The following is a 17,892-nucleotide window of genomic DNA, read 5'->3' as shown; positions in this document are numbered from 1 at the left end:
CTGCTAAAATCCGGCGTTTCCCGCCCGGCGGAGGCTGGGGCTTTTCGCGACTCCTGACCGATTGTGACGACCATGCCGACTTTTTCAGGCCCCGCCTTTCCCGACGTGGAGACCATTCGGTTCGAGGGACCGGATAGCCGCAACCCGCTGGCTTTCCGTCACTACAACGCCGAGGAGCTGGTCGAGGGGAAGTCGATGCGCGACCACCTGCGGTTCAGCGTTGTGTACTGGCATACGTTCCGCAATCCGCTCGGTGATCCGTTCGGCGTCGGTACGGCCGTGCGCCCCTGGGACGATGGCACCGAGTCAGTCGAGAACGCTCAGCGCCGGGTTCGCGTGGCGTTCGAGTTCATGGAGAAGCTCACCGCGCCGTACTACGCGTTTCACGACCGCGATGTTGCCCCCGAGGGAGCCACGCTCGCCGAGAGCAACAAGAACCTGGACGCGGTTGCGAAGGTCCTAAAAGAAGAGCAACAGCGAACCGGCATCAAGCTACTGTGGGGCACGGCGAATCTGTTTTCGAATCGCCGGTACATGCACGGCGCGGCGACGAGCCCCAATGCCGAGGTGTTTGCCTACGCCGCGGCGCAGGTGAAGAAGGCCCTCGAAGTCACGCACGATCTGGGAGGCGAGGGCTATACGTTCTGGGGTGGGCGCGAAGGCTATCAGTGCCTTTGGAACACCGACATGCATCGCGAACTTGACCACCTCGCGAAGCTACTGCACATGGCGGTCGACTACGCCAAGGAGATTGGCTATACGGGTCCGTTCTACATCGAACCGAAGCCCATGGAGCCGACCAAGCACCAGTACGACAGCGACGCCGCGGCGTGTTTGAACTTCCTGCGTCAGTACGACTTGATGGATCACTTTAAGCTGAACCTGGAGACCAACCACGCGACACTCGCCGGCCACACGATGCAGCACGAGCTCGAAGTCGCCGGTTCGGCGGGATCGCTCGGCTCGATCGATGCCAACACGGGCGACGTACTGCTCGGCTGGGACACCGATCAGTTTCCCACCGACATCTACCTCACGACGCAGTGCATGCACTCGATCCTTAAGTACGGCGGACTTACGACCGGCGGCGTGAACTTCGACGCCAAGGTGCGCCGCGAAAGCTTCGAGCCGCTCGACTTGTTCTACGCGCACATCGGCGGCATGGACGCGTTCGCTCGCGGTTTGAAGATCGCGGCGGCGATTCGCGCCGATGGGCGATTGCAATCGATTGTGGACGAGCGTTACTCAAGCTGGTCGTCGCCGCTCGGCAAGGACATCGAAGCGGGCAAGCACTCGCTTGCGAGCCTTGAGAAGCTCATGCTGGAAAAGGGCGAGGCAACGGCCAACGCCAGTGGCCGGCAAGAAATGATCGAGAATCTGATCAACGATTACTTGTAATCGTTAAGCGGCGACGCCACTGGGTACTCGCAGCACGTTGGCGTAGAGTTTCGCCAGACGCTGGGCCATGGCGTCGCTTGAAAACTCGCGCAAAACCCGAGCCTGAGCGCTACCCGCGTATTGCTGCATGAGATCGCGATCGTGGTACAGCGTACGAATGGCGGTGGCGAGGGCTTGTGCGTCCTCACTGGGAAACACAATACCATCGGTTTGATGTCGCACGGCTTCCTTCATTCCCCCGGCGTTGCTCACTACCGGGCAGATCCCAGCCGTCATCGCTTCTACGAGGGCCATGCAAAGCGCCTCGGCCCGGGACGGCATGGCGAACAAGTCCGCCGCCGCTAGTAGCTTGGATGCTTTCGGCTCGTAGCCGCGCAAGAAAACGCGACCTTGAAGCTGCGGCTGCGCGGCGAGTCGCTTTAACCTCGAATCGAGCACGCGACCGACGAGCACGATCTGCAACTGGGGAAGATCCAAGCAGCGTTTAGCCGCTTCGATCAATAGATCCGCCCCCTTCACGCGGCGCAAGTTCGCGACCATCATCACCACGAACGCATCAGGTGCGAGCCCAAGCTCCCGTCTCACTTCGTCGCTCGGCAGCGCCACCTGCGGGGGGCCTACCGTATTGTAAACGACGTGACATCGATCAGCTGGTATTCCCGATGCGACAAGGGAATCGGTCACGGCCTCCGACTCGCAGGCGTGCGCCGTCACCAATGGCGAGTGGTAGGTGATCCATTGCTCAGGATTCCATCGCTGCGGCGGCGTAGCGATTCCGCGATAGGAAACGATCGGTACGCGCGAACCAAGCGTGCTTGTTGCCAGCACGGCGTGCGCCAGTGGCCTGGGATAGAACGCATGAACCAGGTCGGGCTGCGACTCTCGAATTGCGCGGCGAACCTGCTGAATCCCTGAGAGTGCGACCTTGCCACTGCGGTTGTAGGGCAGCACCCGAGCGACGCCCGTCGGCACGTCGCCACCAATCGACATGCTCCAAACTTCCATGCCCGGCTGTTTGGCGAGGGCCGTGTTGATGGTCGATTTCGCGCCGATGGTGAGAATTCGCATGGCAGCGTGGAACCACTAGGCGGCGGAGGTGGCAGTTTGGCGAAGGCTGCTAATCACTTGGCGGTACACGTGGTCGACCGACAGGTCGCGCATGCAAGCGTGGTGCCCAAGCGGGCAGGTTCGCTCCATGCAGGGCTGGCAATCGAGGTTGAGCGTGAGGGTTTGCTCCAGCTCGTAGTGCGTCACCGTGTGCTCGGGCGACGTCGGACCGAAGAGCGAGACCACTGGCTTACCAAAGGCGATGCCGAAGAATCGTGGACCGCTGTCGGTTGTCAGCAGCAAGCGAGAGCGGCGGATGCACGCTTTCGTCAGCCCCAGCGGTACATCAAAGTCGGCAAGGCTCACCACTCGGCGATCGGCCGCTTGGCGGACAATGGCACGAGCGATGTCGCGCTCGGCGGGGCCGCAGTTCACCAAGACGTGTAAGTTCTCTTCGTGGGCCAAACGCCGGGCGACGGCGGCGAAGTGCTCGGCAGGCCAGTGCTTGGCGGCACCAAACGCTCCCCCCGAATTGATCACCACCACGCGATTATTCACGGGCAGCCCCAACACCCGCCACACGGCATCGGCGGCGGCTTCGTCCTCGCCGGTGGTGGCGAGTTCCATCCGCGGCGGCTCGAGACTCCCGCCGCCCGCGTAAGCAATTTTGAGGTACGAATCGATCGTCGCGGCACCACCGGTGTCGACCTTGGTGGTCATCAGCCAGCGGCGAAGGCTTCGTGCCGTGCCAACCCGCTCGCGAGCACCGGCTCGGTACGCCATCCAACCGGTCCGCAGCGAGTTGGTAAACAGAACAATGCGGTCGGGCCTCGCGGCACGGAGCCGGGCAAGGGCCGCCGATTGTCGCAGGTCGCCCTTCTTGGCGTCGGGCGAGTAGAGGATCTCCTCGTCGAGCCATGGCGTGCCTGCAAGAACCTCGGCGACGTAGGGTCGCATAACGCCGATCAGTTGACCATTCTCACCCGCCACACGCCGGAGCGCGCGCAAAGCAGGGGTCGCCATCACGACATCGCCAATCCAGTTGGGCAAGAATACCGCCAGCCGCATCAAGATACTCCTTCAAAGTTTCGTGCGCGGCAGGATAACCGTAGCTGGCGAAAAAGTGCAACCTCACCTCGACGAGCAAACTGTGGGAGGCGTCTCCGACCCCGATTTTGCCTGAGAACGTGCGATGGCCGGGCGACGTATGCTAGCACTCGCGATCGGACTGGGGCGGACTCACCACGTCAGTCCACGAGCTCGCAAATCCGCCACCAGTTGGTCATGGCCCACGTACTGCACGGCGTCGAGCCCCGCGGCGATGGCTCCTTCGACGTTCTCCAGCCGGTCGTCAACAAAAAATACGGCAGAGCCCGGCACGCCCGCACGCTCGACCGCCACGTCGTAAATCCGTCGGGCCGGCTTCATGCTCTGGGCTTCGAAGCTGGTGAGGTGGACCTCGAACGCCGAGTTGAGCACGGGGAACCGCCCTTCCGTGAGAAAACGCCAATGCACCGGGTTGGTGTTCGACAGGATCCCCAGCCGGTGCCCCGCGACGTGGAGCTTGGTCACCAGGTCAAAACTCGCCTGAATAGGAGCGAACATGTCGGCCGCCGCGAGCTCGAACGCCCCAAGGTCGGGTTCGACGCCCAGGTTGTCGCAGAAGTAAGCGAAAAACTCGGGCTCGCTCACTAGGCCATGCTCGAACTTCCACAGCAGGCTCTCCTGCTCGTGCGGCCCGAGGATCAGCCGCGCGACGTCGGCGTAGGGCACCTCGGCCAGCGCGGCGAGTTGTTCGCAGGCCCGCTCGTTGGAGAAGGTCAACAGGACGTTGCCGAGGTCAAAGTAGAGAAATTGCGGAGACATGGGCGGTATAGGCTTCGGGCAGTGGGTGGCTACAATAGCAGACTTCGATTCGACTGTTTTACCTCACTCTGGCATCGATGAGCACTCCCGAGTTACGCCTGGCCACCGAGGCCGACCTGCCCGCGATCAACGCGATCCACGCGCACTACGTCCGCGATACCTGCTCGACGTACGCGCTGGAGCCCTTAACTTCCGAGGCTCGCACCGCATGGTTTACGAGCCGCGCGCCGATTCATCCGGTGACCGTGGTCGAAGGAGAGGGCGAGATCCTGGCGTGGGGGTCGCTTGGCACGTTCCGCGTGCTCTCGGGCTATAACACGACGGTCGAGAACTCAATCTACGTCCACCCTGACCATGTGCGGCGTGGTTTGGGCTCTATCATTTTGCAGGATCAAATGGAGCGTGTCCGTGAACTCGGATTGCACTCCATCATCGCCGTGATCGACAGCGAGCAGGTCGCCAGCATCCGGCTCCACCTGAAGTTCGGCTTCCACGAAGCAGGGCGATTCACGGAAATCGCGCGGAAGTTCGACGCGTGGCACGACACGGTGTTCATGCAGTGGGTGGTCGAGACTTCCTAGTGCGTAGCCGGATTCGCCAGAATTCGGACTTCACTCGCAGCACACCCGAATTCTGGCGAATCCGGCTACGAGTGACTCTTACACGCCGAAGTTGCCGTGGAAGTAGCGCATGATTTGGCCGTCGACGTCGAAGACGTGGGCCAGCAGAGCGGCGCGGACCCACATGCCGTTGCGGGCTTGGCGGAAGTACATCGCGCGGGGATCGTCGTCGATTTCGGGCGGGATCTCGCCGAAGTGCTGGTCGCGCGGAAACGGATGGAGGATCGGAGCGTACGGTTTCATCCTGCCGACGAGCTCGGGAGACAGGCAGTAGCGCGAGAAGTCGATGGCAGCGGAGTGCTCGGAGTCGGCCGCCGTGTCGTGCTCTTTCTGAATCCGTGTCATGTAGAGGGCGTCGAGTTGCTCGATCACCGGCCGGCCATCGAGCTGCTGCTCGAACGAATCGAACTCGTAGAATCGCACGTTCCGCGCTTCGAGCCTTTGCCGCAAGTCCTCCCGCATGACTAGCGAAGGATGATCGGGGGCGATGAACACCAGCCGCACATTCTCGTAGTTGGCGAGCAGCATGGCGAGCGAACGGACCGTACGGCCACGCCCGATGTCGCCGCAGAAGGCGTAGGTTTTGCCGTCGAGTCCCTTGGTCAGGTTCTCGCAGCCGGGAAGCCTTCGCAGGTCTTCGAACCGCGACGTGTGTGCTGAGTCGTTGGGTCCGGCGAAGCTGAAGGTTCGCTGCAACGTGTAAATATCTAAGAGCGCCTGCGTCGGATGCTCGTCGGCACCCGAGCCGGCGTTGATGATGGGCACGCTTCGACTGCCCGAGCGTTCGAGGTCGTTCATCAGGTACGCACAGCTCTCGGCCAGTCGGGCGAGCGGCGACCGCATGACGATCAGGTCGAAGTAGCTGGAGAACATGCGAATCGAGTCGAACCGCGTCTCACCCTTGGTTTCGGACGAAGTCGAGGCGTCGCGAACTTCGTTGCACGTGATGCCCAGGATCTGGCACGCCGCCATGAACGATAGGAACGTGCGGGTCGAGGGCTGCGTGAAGTACAGCATGGCCCGCTTGTGGTGCAGCAGGTTGATCAGAAAATCTTGCCCGGCGCGGTGCTTCGAGATCAGGCGGATGGCGTCGGCGACGCCGCCGAGTTCTTCGAGTAGCTCGACCGAAAACTGGCCGGAGAAGATCACGTGCCGAAGCCGCCCGCTGCGCTCGAGCTCGGGCGTTTTCACTTTCGTGGGTCGTTCGAGACGCCCCGCGTAATGCAACAGGTCGCGTTCGTCCTGAGTGCGGGGAACGTTGGATTCGCTGGCGGGGGGCTGCATGAGGGCGTTCATCGCGCGGGCCTCGGATTGTCGTGGCACTTCCGAAGTTATCGCACACCGCAGCGGGGAGAGTCAACGGGCTCGGATATCGAGAGAGTTTCTTCGTTTAACGCCCAGCCGTAGGCGCCGGCTACTCATGCTTCGGAGGTAGCCGGCGCCTACGGCTGGGCGTTAAACATTTAATCCGCGACGCGCCATCTTGCCTGAAATAGCCACACAATGATCCCCAGTAGCGCGCCGTTGTAGGCGAGCGTGGTCGCCAGGTAGCCGAAGAAGATGTCCATGTCCTTCCAACTCGAAACCTTCGCGTCGGGGGGACGGATTTCGGTGTCGAACTCTAGCGGCAGCGCGAACGCGGCGGCGAAGGGGCTGGTGACGCTGGTGAGTCGCACCACGGCGGCGGCCTCGGTACCGGTGAAGAACGTCTCCGAAAAATACCGCGCCGCGAGCGGGGCGACGAACAGCGTGATGATGATCAGGTAGCTCGCCATCAGACTTTGCGAGGTTTTCGAAAAGATCACCGAGCAGAACAGGGCCGTCATCGCCGTGGTGATGCACGTCAGGGCGAAGATAACGAAATACCCCAGCATGGTGCCGAGGTTTGACCAGTACCCAACTGGCATGAGGCATGCGAGCAGCACGGGCCACATCAAGAAGCTCGACAGCACGCTCGACACACGAAGGCCCGAGAGCAACTTGCCCCACAGCATTTGCCACGGCGTGATGAGCGTCACCAGCAAGAGGTCGAGAGTCTCGCGTTCGCGCTCGTTGCACACGCTGCCCGCCGAGAACACGGGGCCGACCAGCATGTTGAAGAGCAGCACGTAGCCGATGTACCACGGGGCGTATTGCGGGAAGATGTAAAGGCAGACCGCCATGATGGGGAGCGCGAGCAGCATCGAAATCTGAATCACCAGCCGCAGCATTAGAGTGCCTTGGCTGAAGATCTCGCTACGCATCTCTTTGTCGTAGATTGGGTTCGCACCATCTTCGAGCAGCGTGGTTCGCTTGGGCGGCGCGAACAGGCGATCGGGGAACTCGTCGCGCTTGATGTAAAGGCCAACGGCCTCGCGGGCTTCGTTGTCGAGGTCCACCACGTCTTTGCCGCCGCTGCCAAAGTCGGCCGGGTGCAGAAGCCTTCGCGTCGTGGCGAACCAGAACACGGCGGATAATCCTAAGCACACCGCGGGCACGACGGTCGTGGCGAAGAACACCCGCGCGGTGCCTTGGCTTCCCAGGGCGTTCCACACCAGCACGCCGACCATCGCGAGTGGCAAGATCATCAGATAACTCACCAGCAGCGACGCCGAGGTGCGGCTGAAGTAGCTGCTCGCCCACAAGCAGATCATGCCCGACAGCGTGACCGACGAAATCATCGCCACGTACGCACCGATCACCTCGGTGTAGTGCACACCGCCAAGTGGCAAGCAAAGCATCACAATCGGCAGCGAGCAGATCATCAAGATCGCGAGGTGCAGTAGCGCCGCGAGGAGCTTGCCGAGCACAATCGCCCCTGGCCTCAGCGGACTGGCGAGCAGCATCTCGTAACTCTGCCGCTCTTTCTCACCTGTGATCGCGCCGGCCGCAAAGCTCGGGGTCATGAGCGAGGCCAGCATGTACTGCCCGAAGAAGAACAGATTCACCAGCCGCTTCGCTTCCTCCGGCTGAGCAAAATCGAGCGTCTGCGACTGCGGCCACGCGAGATACACCACGCCACCCAATAGCGCCACGTACGCAAACAACAACACAAACGCCCGGAACAGGCGAAGGTTGCTGAGGAGTTCGTACTGGAGGACTGGGTTTTGGGTGAGGTACATGCGAGTTGGGAGTTGGAGAGGATTGCACCTTCTACTGGAGCCCTTGGACGGCACTCAACGCCTTGGCACCCGGTCGCGAAACTTGCGGGTGCGGATGTTGACTGCAAACTTTCGCTAGCTCCAAGAGAGACGCGCGAGGGCGAACTAGAATCGTATTGGCAATCGCTTCGCCGAAGTAGAAGTTACTATCTGCGGCAATCTCGATAAATAGCGCGTCATCTGAAAGACTCGACGATTCAACAAGAAGAAGGATGCTAGCCTCAACATCCTCGTCCTGCTGATGGTAGAAAGTCGCGATCTTCTCGCTCAGCCGTTCCTGGTCTGTAGCAAGCGGTGTAAACGGAAGGTGATAATCACCCAAGTCATTATCGCCGACTAGACACCGATCAGCAGCCTGAACGAAATCCGATAGGCTTGCAAAAACGATTCGCGATTCGCCATCATGTCGAAGATGAAGCACGGAGCCCGCAATTGGCAAGTCGGGAACATAGCAGTGATAGTCGCTCGTATCCGCATCATCGAGAATAATCGCACCGGTCTGCTGGATCAGTGGATGAAACTCACGAAAAGTGGCTGTCAGCTGAGCAACTTCAGCAGGGGGTAACAAGTTAAGTCCAAGCTGAGTTCGTCCTGAATACGCGCCGCTCCTAACTTTCTCGAAGTAGCGTTCTACCTCAATAGGAATCGCTGGCAAGACTTGAAGCAGCGGAGATAGGTCGTCGTTCATTCCTCTGATCCACTACTCGACAATCTCAACCTGTAATTCCATCCGCGTAAATCCTGCCCAATCCGCGTTCATCCGCGTCCTACTTCTTCTTTCATCCTGACCTGCGCCAACTCAATACTTCCGTGGCCGGACTTTGCCCATCACCCGGCTTGGCAGGCCGTGCAATCGCAAGAAGCCTTCGGCGTCGGTTTGGTCGTAGCTGCCGCCGCCTTCCATGCTGGCGATCGCGGCGTCGTACAGGCTATTTGGGCTGGTGCGGCCGTGGATTTCGATGTTGCCTTTGTAGAGGCCGAGCTTCACTTCGCCGGTCACCGGCTTTTGGGCTTCCTTGATGAAGGCCATCAGGGCGTCCATCTTCGGCACGAACCAGAACCCGTAGTACACCATCTCGGCGACTTCGGGCGCGATGCGATCGCGAAGGTGAACCAAGTCGCGGTCGAGCGTCAGCTGCTCCAGCTGCAGATGCGCCGCGTACAGCGCGGTCATGCCGGGGGCTTCGTACACCCCGCGGCTCTTCATGCCGACGAAACGGTTTTCGACGATATCGATGCGGCCCACGCCATTGCGGCCGGCGATCTCGTTCATCGTCTTCACTACTTCGAGCGCCGAGAGCTTCTTGCCATTCACGCTCACCGGAATGCCCGCCTCGAAACCGATGGTCACTTCCTCGGTTTTGTCCGGCGCGTCTTGGGGACTGACCGTCATGCCGAAGTCGATGATCGAGACGCCATTCATGTTGGGGTCTTCGAGATCGCCTGCCTCGTAGCTGATGTGCAGGCAGTTCTCGTCGCTGCTGTAGGGCTTCGACTTCGACGCCTTCACGGGGATGTTCTTGGCTTCGCAGTACTCGATCATCTCGGTGCGGCCGGGGAACAGGTCACGGAACTTCTTGATCCGCCACGGCGCGATGATCTTGATCTCTGGCTCCAGCGCCTCGGCGGCGAGCTGGAAGCGGCACTGGTCGTTGCCTTTGCCCGTCGCGCCGTGAGCGTACGCCTCGGCACCGACTTCGCGGGCCACTTCGAGAATGGCCTTGGAGATCAGCGGGCGGGCGATCGATGTGCCCAAGAGGTAGATGCCCTCGTACTTCGCCTGCCACTGCATGACGGGGAACGCGTAGTCGCGGCATAGTTCCTCTTGCACGTCGACAATGCGAGCCGACGCCGCGCCGCAGTCGTTCGCCTTCTTGATCATGGCGTCGCGGTCTTCGCCGGGCTGGCCGAGGTCGACGTACACGCAATGAACGTCCCACCCTTCGTCCTGCAACCAACCGAGGATCACCGACGTGTCCAAACCGCCCGAGTAAGCGAGCACGCAACTAGCCATGAGATTCGAATCCTAAGCACGAAGGGTTAGAGGGAGGGCGACCGGAAAACGACGCACCGCCACCGATTGTGGTTCGCTCGCGGGGGATTGGCAAGACGCGGGGAATGCGGCCTCGTCCTACACCCTCTCCCCCGGATTGTTTCGGGGGCCGGTTCACACTAGAGGCTGCATTGGGGAAACAATCTGGGGGAGAGGGCCGGGGTGAGGGGGCAGGGCGTGCGAGCAAACTCCCCCCTCACCCTAACCCTCTCCCCCAAATCGTTTGCGATTTCAGCCTCTTCGCCACCCGAGCACCGCGCGCCAACGACTCGGGGGAGAGGGGACTAGATGGAATTAATCATTCCCCCACCATCTCTCCCACCCGGATATCCCGGAACAGCAAATCGGTCGTCGGATCGTGGGCCTGCAGGCAGAACGTGCCGGGCTTGAGGCGCAGGCCGTTTCGCGGGTTCTCGTGGGGCGGGCGGGTGTCGGTCCAGTCGGTCACCTGGATGCCATTCACCCACACGGCGAAGTGCGGGCCGTTGGCGTTCACGGTCACGTGGAACCACTCGTGATCGTTGGCGTTCACCAAGCGGGCGTTGATGCGGCGGTAGATGCCACCGGTGCCACAGTCCTTGGGCTTGGTGCGATCGCCACCCGTGTACTGATTCTGCACCTGGCACTCGTAGCCATTCATCTTGTCGCCCGGGATCGAACGGAAGAACACGCCCGAGTTCAAACCCTCGCCGTTCGTCTTGCATTCGAACTGCAACACGAAGTCGCCATACTCGCCTTCGCTCTCGGCTTGCCCCGCACCGCCGATGATCTCCAGCTCGCCCGCCTTGGTGACCGAGAACTTGGCCGGCCCCGCGAGGTCGGTCTTCCAGCCGGCGAGGTCCTTGCCGTTGAAGATCGGCTTGGTACCCAGCGGCTTGAGCAACACGCGCTCAAAAGTGACGGTGCCTTCCTTCTGCTGCAAACCGATGTATCCCTTAAGTCGAGGGTGTTCGCTGTCGTCGGTAAAGTCGGTAACCAACTCGCCATCGAGCTTCACCTGAATGTGCGGACCCTTGGCGATGATGTGCAGCCGATGCACCTGATCGCTGACTTCGATCTGTTCGAGCTGCCCCTTGGCGTACGTGGCTTTCTTGTGCTCGACGATGCTGCCGGTGGGGAACGGATTCGACGGCGGGGCGATGTTGATCTCGTAACAGTCCGTCGCGGGATTCTTGGGTTCGAGCTCGGTGCGAATGAAAACACCGCTGTTGGCACCTTCTGCCGATTTGTAATCGACGATCAGTTCGAAGTCTTCCCACTCCGGGGTAGTCATCAACCAGCCGGGCTGCTCGGATCCGGCGACGATTCCTCCCTCGTCCTTCGCCGTCCACTTCGAGCCGGCAGTCGCCTTCCATCCGAAGAGCGAGCGATTGTCGAGCTGAATCCAATCGCCTGCGAGCAAGTCATCGTCTAGCCAAACCGCTTCTCGCTCGGCGCCGACTTCGCTCCAAGTCGGCTGCCAATCCTTCGCATCGGGAAACTCCGCCCCCACCGAACCCACGGCGAGCAAGGCAACCAATAGAAGCAAAGCACGATTCATAGCAAACACCGAGTCGGTCTAGGTTTGTTTTTGAAACAGAAGGTAACGAAGAGAACGAAGGAAGGATTCAGGACCGCTGATTAACGCTAATCTTCGCTAATATCTTCATTAGCGTTGATTAGCGTCGATCAGCGGTCCACTCTTCGTTTCCTTCGTTCCCTTCTGTTAATCATTCAATCCACCGGCCTTGGCCGCACGGTTTGGATTTCGAGTTGCACCAAACCGGTCAGTCCGCCGGGGCCCTCCGCGGTGGCGGGGTGGGTGACGTCGATTATCAGTTCGGAGTTGGGCAAAAGCAATTCGCGGATTTCGTGCCGCCATTCTTCGTGACCAGCGTGCGGCGGGAGCGGCGTGCCATTGAGAGAAATCGTGGCCGAGGTCGCCAGCCCCTCGATCGACAGCCACACTTGCTGCCCCGGTTCGAGGCCCGTCGGCTCGTGGAACACCCGGCGGTAGCGGACCGTGCCGCGGAAATCGTCGCCCAACAGCCCCGACCAATCGGCCGGCATCTGCTGCTTCCCCTCGCGCACCGTGGGCGCACCGGCGAGTTGCTCCAGCACCTCCAGCCGCCAGGGACCACGTAGACGGATGAAGTGCATAGTGGGGCTTTAGGCTGTTAGCTATAAGCTGTAGGCCAGAAGCTTTCATGCTTACAGCCTAAAGCCTACAGCTTATAGCCACGGTCATTCTGGTACAAAATGCTGACGGACGGTCACTTCGCGCATCTGCCGACTATCGGGCTCGTAGGCGCGGAGTTTCACCTGCACCGCCCGCAGCGGCACGGGGTAGGGGGGAGAGGTTTCCCGCTCGCCCGGATCGTCGGGGCCGTAAAGCAGAAGTCCCTGACCAGCTGGGTAATCGCCAAAGCTGTCGAATCCGTCTGTACCTTCATCGATTAATGGTGTTCCAGTCGGATTGCCATTCCCAAAGAAACGCCATCCGCCGTTAACAACCTCATCAAGATCCTGATTCACTCCGTCGTTCTCGTAGCCGAAGTTCCACGTGTCGTAGACGCGAGTGAGGGCAGAGTCCACGGGAAGCGATCTATTGTTGGGGAGGCCGGCCAGAGTGGATAATGTGACCGCAGGAAGACTCACGTTGTTCACGGCAGCATGGAGTGCGGCGTATCCCAAATCGGCGTAGGCTCCTTCACGAACTACGAGTGGGTTGTCGTTGCTATTCGGGTCGTTCACGGAAAGATACTGAGCGAATCCGCTCCACCATCCAGCACTACCGGGCCCCACTGCTGTGAAATCAAGCTCGGATTGGCCAAGATCATTATCACGACGCAGCAAAGCACGCCCATTCGTTCGGAGGCCATACACGGGGGCATTAGGATCGAACACCTGCACGTCGAACGCCAAGGCATCCGCTAGCATGAGATCGGCACCAACTCGCGTGGTGCGCTGACCTGTAACGCCTAGGGGAACCAGGCCAGTCGTCACATAGGTTATTTGTCCATTCTCGTTGGTCATTGCACGAGCCGTCGCACCGCCCTCAATTGCGACGAACGGTCTTCCCAGATAGCCGCTGCTGGGATCGGTCACGTTGACACCAAGTACTGACGTTCTCGACTTCAACAAAGTTCCTTGCGCTGACGTCGGAACATTTCCACCAGGGTAGGCTTCTGCGTCGGCATAGAACCGGACCGCATTGCCATCATCAGTAAAGCCCTTAGATACAGTAACATAAGGGAATCGCCGGCCAGCACCTTCGACGTACCCGTGATGCTCAAACCGATTCTTACGGTCGGTAAGGTCAGCGAGGGTGTTGGCAACGATGGTCCAGCGACCGTCATTGCGAATGGTCGGATCGAAATTAATCCGAGCGGAAATATCATACCGCTCTTGAAAGGCTATCAGTGCAGCTAGTGCCTGGGCCTCTGTGACGTTCGCTCGATCAAGAATGCGAAGAACTCCTGGACGGCTCTTCGGTCCACCGCCCACGTCGTAGCGATAATCGAGCCACGGCGCGACAAGAAGCGTACGACGATAAATTGTTCGAAACCCCGCTTCGCCAAAAGAGCTTAGTGCATCGTACTCCTCAGGCGGATTTTCCATGCAGAACCAAACTACTTCTGCCACCGGCGAAGAGATTGACTGCGAAGCCCAAGCGACAAACGGATTCTGCCCTCCACTTGCTCCAACATTGCCGAGCGGTGCCGGCCCCGTAAAAGGCTCCTTCTCATTCCGGGACGTAAACGCAAGCACGTCGTCGTGGTCGCCAAGTCCACCGGCGTTGGTCACCTCACCGTCGAGAACTGGCACGTCGCTCGACGGAATGGTCGATATCGAGTAGTCGATTTCCGGCCCAATAGCAGTGGATGAAGTATTAGCGCCTCCGACGCGACCATCCGTCAACAGACTCGGATAAAAATCCGCGTAAGGCCCTTCCACAATCTCAAAATATCCAACGTCCGACTCCGGCCTCTGCCAGGGGATTACCGGGCAGGTGGCTCCTTCGAGGTCGCGTTGCAGGACGTTTCGCACGTGGCGAAGCTGTGTGCCGACTTCGATTGCCGAGCGGCGTTTCGACACGCTTTCGCTGAGCGTCGCAAACACGCCCACTACCACCGACATCATCACCAGCGTGATGCTGATAGCGATCAGCATTTCGACCAGCGTGAAACCGGCGGCTCGAGGGGCGAGGGGCGAGGGGTGAGAAATGGAAAACGGTCGCGCGGCATGGGCGCGCGATGGGCGCTGGGTAGAAAAGATGGTTACGATCACCTGGGATACCTCGATTCTCGTTGGCCGTGTCGCCCGGGGCCCCTGGCGCGACAGGCCGTTCCTAATTCTCCATTGCAACCCGACGTAAGGTGTTTGTCAAGAAAGAGTTGAAGCGAGCGGGGCGATTTACCTGCCAAGTTCCGCACCCGGCAGCGGGAATAAAGGCAAACACCGGCGACCAATCTAGAACATTCGCCCCGTACGGCGATAATTGGGGGATTCGCGGCGAACTACCTGGCAACCGCAATTCTCTACAATCCTGCCAACCTTCGGACGGCTCGACTATGAACTCTACGTCCCCGGCCCGCGTTTGGATCGCTGCTGTGGCGATCGCCCTCCTCGCCTCGGCACCCGTGCACGCCCAGCAGGCCAAATCGTCGGCCGCGGCCGTCGCCCAGTACAACGTAGCGGCTCGGTACCAGAAGCTGGGCGAGTTCGACCTGGCGCTCGCCGAATGGCAGAAGCTCGCCAAGGACCATGCCCGCGACCCCCTCGCCGCGACGGCCACGCACTACACGGGCATCTGCCAGTTCCAGCTCGCGAAGTATCCCGAAGCGACCAAGTCGTTCGAAGCGTTCCTGAAGTCGAACCCGAAGCATGAACTCGCCGAGCAAGCCGTCGCGAACCTTGGCCTAGCGCGCTACAACCAGGCCCAGAGACTCGAAGGGGACGCCGCGAACAAGCAGTATCAGCAAGCGATCGCCGACTTCGATCGCCTAGCCAAGCAATTCCCCAAGAGCGAACTCGCCCCGCAGAGCCAGTTTTATCGTGCCGAGTCGATGTACGCCCTGGGGCAATTGAAAGAAGCCCAAGCCGCCTACCAAGATTGGCTCGCTAAGAACAAGGAGAACGAACTCGCGCCAAGCGTCTGGCTGGCACTCGGAGTGACGCAAAACGAACTTGGCGAGACGGACGCTGCAATTAAAACGCTCGAAGAGCTGCTCGCCACGACGCCGCCGCAACCGGTGATCGCCCAGGCCACGCTGCGACTGGGCGATGCACTCGCCGCGGCGAACCGTCCGAAGGAAGCAGCCGAGCGTTACGCGGAGGCGATCGCGCTGGGTGGCGACATCGACGCCAGCTACGCGGCGAAGGCGAGTGCCAGCGCATTGTTCAATGCCGGCGAATTCGTCGCGGCCGCCGAAGCCTACGAGAAGCTGGGCGACATCGCCTCGGCCGGCAAGGCGCTCTACCAAGCGGGCGACTACGCCAGCGCCGCCGCGCAGCTCGCCAAAGCGTCCGCCGCCGCCCCCGCCGACGCCGACCTCGCGCACTGGTGGGTTCGTTCGCTAGTCGAAGCAGGGGAACCTGAAGCCGCGATCGAGGCCGCCGATCAAGTTCTCGCGAAGCAGAAGTCCGCCGACGTGCTGCTCGACAAAGCCGAAGCCCTCTACGCCATCGACGCCCGCCGCGGCGAATCGCTCGCCGCCTACATCGTCGCCGCCGATGCGGCGGAGGGAGAACTCGCAGCCGAGGCTCGCAACCTAGCGGCGGCCACGGCCCTTGAGCTGGGTGATCTCGCTGCGGCCAAACAGCAAGCCGGGCTGATTCTCGCAAAGCATGGCGACTCCAGCTTCGCGACCGACGCCCGGCTCACGCTCGCCGAGGCCCAGCTTCAATCGGGCGAAGCCAAAGAGGCGGCCGCTACGTTTGCCGAGTTACTTAAAACAGCCACGGACGAGCAGCGTGCCGATTGGTCGGTACGGCTCGCATGGGCACAGAGCACCGCGGACGACGAAGCGGGCGTTCTCGAGACGCTCGCGAATCTGAACGCACCGCTCGACACGTCGGCGGGTCAGCAAGCGGCGTTCCTCGTCGGCCGCGCGAAGTTCCGCACCGGCGACTTCCAAGGAGCCATCGCCTCGCTCCGCCCCCTCACCGAACAGAACCCGCCAAGCGACTGGACCGCCGAATCGCAATTGCTCGTGGGCCGAGCGCTGCAATCGAGTGGCGACGCGGCCCGCGCGATCACGACGCTCACGCAGTTAATCGACAGCGGGCCCGCCGCGCAGCTCGCCGCCCAGGCGCATTACCGCCGCGCCGAAGCCGCGACCACTGCGAACGAACCAGCCAGCGCCATCGCCGACTACGACAAGCTGGCGAGCACGTGGGCCGACAACCCCCTCGCGCCCTACGCCCTGTACCGCGCGGCGACGCTCGTGATGAAGCAGGGCGAACACGCGGACGCCGCCACGCGGTTTGCGAAGCTCGTCACGGATTTCCCCGACCACGCGCTCGCCACCGAGGCGAAGCTCGGCCAAGCGACGTGCCTCGCTCAAACCGGCGAGAACGACGCGGCGGCCAAGGTGCTCGCCACGCTCGGCACCGACGATCCTCGTGTCGCACTCGCGCTCGGCTCGACGCTCGCTGGGCAAAAGAAATGGGACGAAGCAATCGCGACGCTCGAAAAGGTCACCGCTGCGCCGGGCGAGTTCGCCGATCGCGACCGCGCGTGGTACGAACTCGCCTGGGCGTATCGCGAGGCAGGGCAGGGGGATAAGTCGCGCGCGGCGTTCGAAGAGCTCGCCACGGAGTTCGCCGATAGCCCGCTGCACGCCGACGCCCTGTTCCGCGTCGCCGAAGGTTACTACGAAGCCGACGACTACGCCGAAGCCGCCGCGCGATACACCGCGGCCGCCGACGCCGCGAAGCAGGACGCCGAACTCCACGAGAAGTCGCTGCATATGGTTGGCTGGTCCGAGCAAAAATCGGGTGACCACGCCGCTGCCGCCACGGCGTTCTCCGCGCAACTCGCGGCCCACCCCGACGGCCCGCTCGCGCCGGACGCCAAGTGGATGGCGGGCGAAGCGCAGTTCGCCGCTGAGAAGTACCCCGAAGCCCTCGCTGCCTACACCGCCGCGAAGGACGCAAAGCCGAGCGCCGAATCGCTCGCCCCGCTCGGCATGCTGCACGCCGGGCAAGCCGCCGCGCAGCAAGAAGACTGGCAAGGCTCCATTGATTGGCTCTCGCGTGCCGTGAACGAGTACCCAGAGTTCGATGGGCGGAATGAAATCGACTACGAACTTGGCTGGGCACTTTCGAAGCTCGGCAAGACCGACGAAGCCATGCCGCTGCTCACCAAAGTAGCCGACCGCGATACTTCGCCAGTAGGTGCTCGGGCGCAGTTCGTGGTCGGCGAGTTGCAGTTCGCCCAGAAGAACTACGAAGAGGCCGTGCGGACGTTCTTCAAAGTGGCCTATGGGTACGGCGACGGCGAGGCTCCCGAAGCGTATCATCACTGGCAAGCCGAGTCGCTGTTCGAAGCCGCGCGTTGCCTGGAACAACTCGACCGCGGAAGCGCCGCGAAGAAACTGTATCAAGAACTGGTAGAACGTTTCCCCGAAGAAGCCAAAGCAAAACTAGCCCAAGCGCGACTCACCGAACTCGGCGAGTGAGACTGAAGGAAACCTCCGGGTGGCTGGGGACGAGTTCCGCGAGCCCCCAGAAGTAAAGCACCAACATCACTGGGGGCTCGCAGGACTCGTCCCCAGCCACCCAC

At 61.4% G+C, this 17,892-nt stretch carries 13 protein-coding genes; 3 read left to right on the top strand and 10 right to left on the bottom strand.

Annotated features, from left to right (window positions below; all coding sequences use genetic code 11):
* Positions 1–72 precede the first annotated feature (72 nt).
* Positions 73–1,398: a xylose isomerase gene (gene xylA, locus SH292x_RS08840; protein WP_442485235.1), complete on the top strand. Its 1,326-nt coding sequence runs from the start codon at positions 73–75 to the stop codon at positions 1,396–1,398.
* A gap of 3 nt (positions 1,399–1,401) precedes the next feature.
* Here xylA and SH292x_RS08835 read toward each other — a convergent pair whose 3' ends face one another.
* The 3 genes from SH292x_RS08835 to SH292x_RS08825 all read right to left on the bottom strand — a co-directional run bounded on the left by SH292x_RS08835 (position 1,402) and on the right by SH292x_RS08825 (position 4,311).
* The gene (locus SH292x_RS08835) at positions 1,402–2,466 is read right to left on the bottom strand and encodes a glycosyltransferase family 4 protein (RefSeq protein WP_442485234.1); all 1,065 of its coding nucleotides are present in this window, start codon (positions 2,464–2,466) and stop codon (positions 1,402–1,404) included.
* Positions 2,467–2,481: 15 nt separating this feature from the next.
* On the bottom strand, positions 2,482–3,513 hold the full coding sequence (waaF, locus tag SH292x_RS08830) for a lipopolysaccharide heptosyltransferase II (protein WP_442485233.1): 1,032 nt from the start codon (positions 3,511–3,513) through the stop codon (positions 2,482–2,484).
* A gap of 171 nt (positions 3,514–3,684) precedes the next feature.
* Positions 3,685–4,311 carry an HAD family hydrolase gene (locus tag SH292x_RS08825; RefSeq protein ID WP_442485232.1) on the bottom strand — a complete coding sequence of 209 codons (627 nt, stop codon included), beginning with the start codon at positions 4,309–4,311 and terminating at the stop codon, positions 3,685–3,687.
* Positions 4,312–4,388: 77 nt separating this feature from the next.
* On the opposite strand from SH292x_RS08825, the gene SH292x_RS08820 reads away from it, so the two are divergent.
* Positions 4,389–4,892: a GNAT family N-acetyltransferase gene (locus SH292x_RS08820; RefSeq protein WP_442485231.1), complete on the top strand. Its 504-nt coding sequence runs from the start codon at positions 4,389–4,391 to the stop codon at positions 4,890–4,892.
* 78 nt (positions 4,893–4,970) lie between these two features.
* Here the strand turns inward: SH292x_RS08820 and SH292x_RS08815 are convergent, their stop codons facing one another.
* From SH292x_RS08815 to SH292x_RS08785, 7 genes are all read right to left on the bottom strand, one after another.
* Entirely contained in the window at positions 4,971–6,227 is a 1,257-nt protein-coding gene (locus SH292x_RS08815; RefSeq protein ID WP_442485230.1) for an aspartate/ornithine carbamoyltransferase family protein, read from the bottom strand.
* A gap of 167 nt (positions 6,228–6,394) precedes the next feature.
* Positions 6,395–8,032 carry an ABC transporter permease gene (locus SH292x_RS08810; protein WP_442485229.1) on the bottom strand — a complete coding sequence of 546 codons (1,638 nt, stop codon included), beginning with the start codon at positions 8,030–8,032 and terminating at the stop codon, positions 6,395–6,397.
* A gap of 31 nt (positions 8,033–8,063) precedes the next feature.
* Positions 8,064–8,759 (bottom strand): hypothetical protein, encoded by a 696-nt coding sequence (locus SH292x_RS08805; protein ID WP_442485228.1) that lies wholly within the window; start codon positions 8,757–8,759, stop codon positions 8,064–8,066.
* Between the two features lie 111 nt (positions 8,760–8,870).
* On the bottom strand, positions 8,871–10,085 hold the full coding sequence (locus SH292x_RS08800) for an argininosuccinate synthase (protein WP_442485227.1): 1,215 nt from the start codon (positions 10,083–10,085) through the stop codon (positions 8,871–8,873).
* 337 nt (positions 10,086–10,422) lie between these two features.
* Positions 10,423–11,664, bottom strand: a complete 1,242-nt coding sequence (locus SH292x_RS08795) for a 3-keto-disaccharide hydrolase (RefSeq protein WP_442485226.1) — start codon at positions 11,662–11,664, stop codon at positions 10,423–10,425.
* A 173-nt stretch (positions 11,665–11,837) separates the two neighbouring features.
* Positions 11,838–12,263 carry a glycosyl hydrolase 2 galactose-binding domain-containing protein gene (locus SH292x_RS08790; RefSeq protein ID WP_442485225.1) on the bottom strand — a complete coding sequence of 142 codons (426 nt, stop codon included), beginning with the start codon at positions 12,261–12,263 and terminating at the stop codon, positions 11,838–11,840.
* A gap of 84 nt (positions 12,264–12,347) precedes the next feature.
* Positions 12,348–14,393 carry a PulJ/GspJ family protein gene (locus SH292x_RS08785; protein ID WP_442485224.1) on the bottom strand — a complete coding sequence of 682 codons (2,046 nt, stop codon included), beginning with the start codon at positions 14,391–14,393 and terminating at the stop codon, positions 12,348–12,350.
* 284 nt (positions 14,394–14,677) lie between these two features.
* On the opposite strand from SH292x_RS08785, the gene SH292x_RS08780 reads away from it, so the two are divergent.
* The gene (locus SH292x_RS08780) at positions 14,678–17,788 is read left to right on the top strand and encodes a tetratricopeptide repeat protein (RefSeq protein ID WP_442485223.1); all 3,111 of its coding nucleotides are present in this window, start codon (positions 14,678–14,680) and stop codon (positions 17,786–17,788) included.
* Positions 17,789–17,892: the final 104 nt, after the last annotated feature.

This window comes from Aeoliella fuhlenseeensis, assembly GCF_052161615.1.
Lineage (GTDB): Bacteria > Planctomycetota > Planctomycetia > Pirellulales > Lacipirellulaceae > Aeoliella.
Note: the sequence above shows the minus strand (reverse complement) of the source record. Positions and strands in the feature narration are given on the sequence as shown.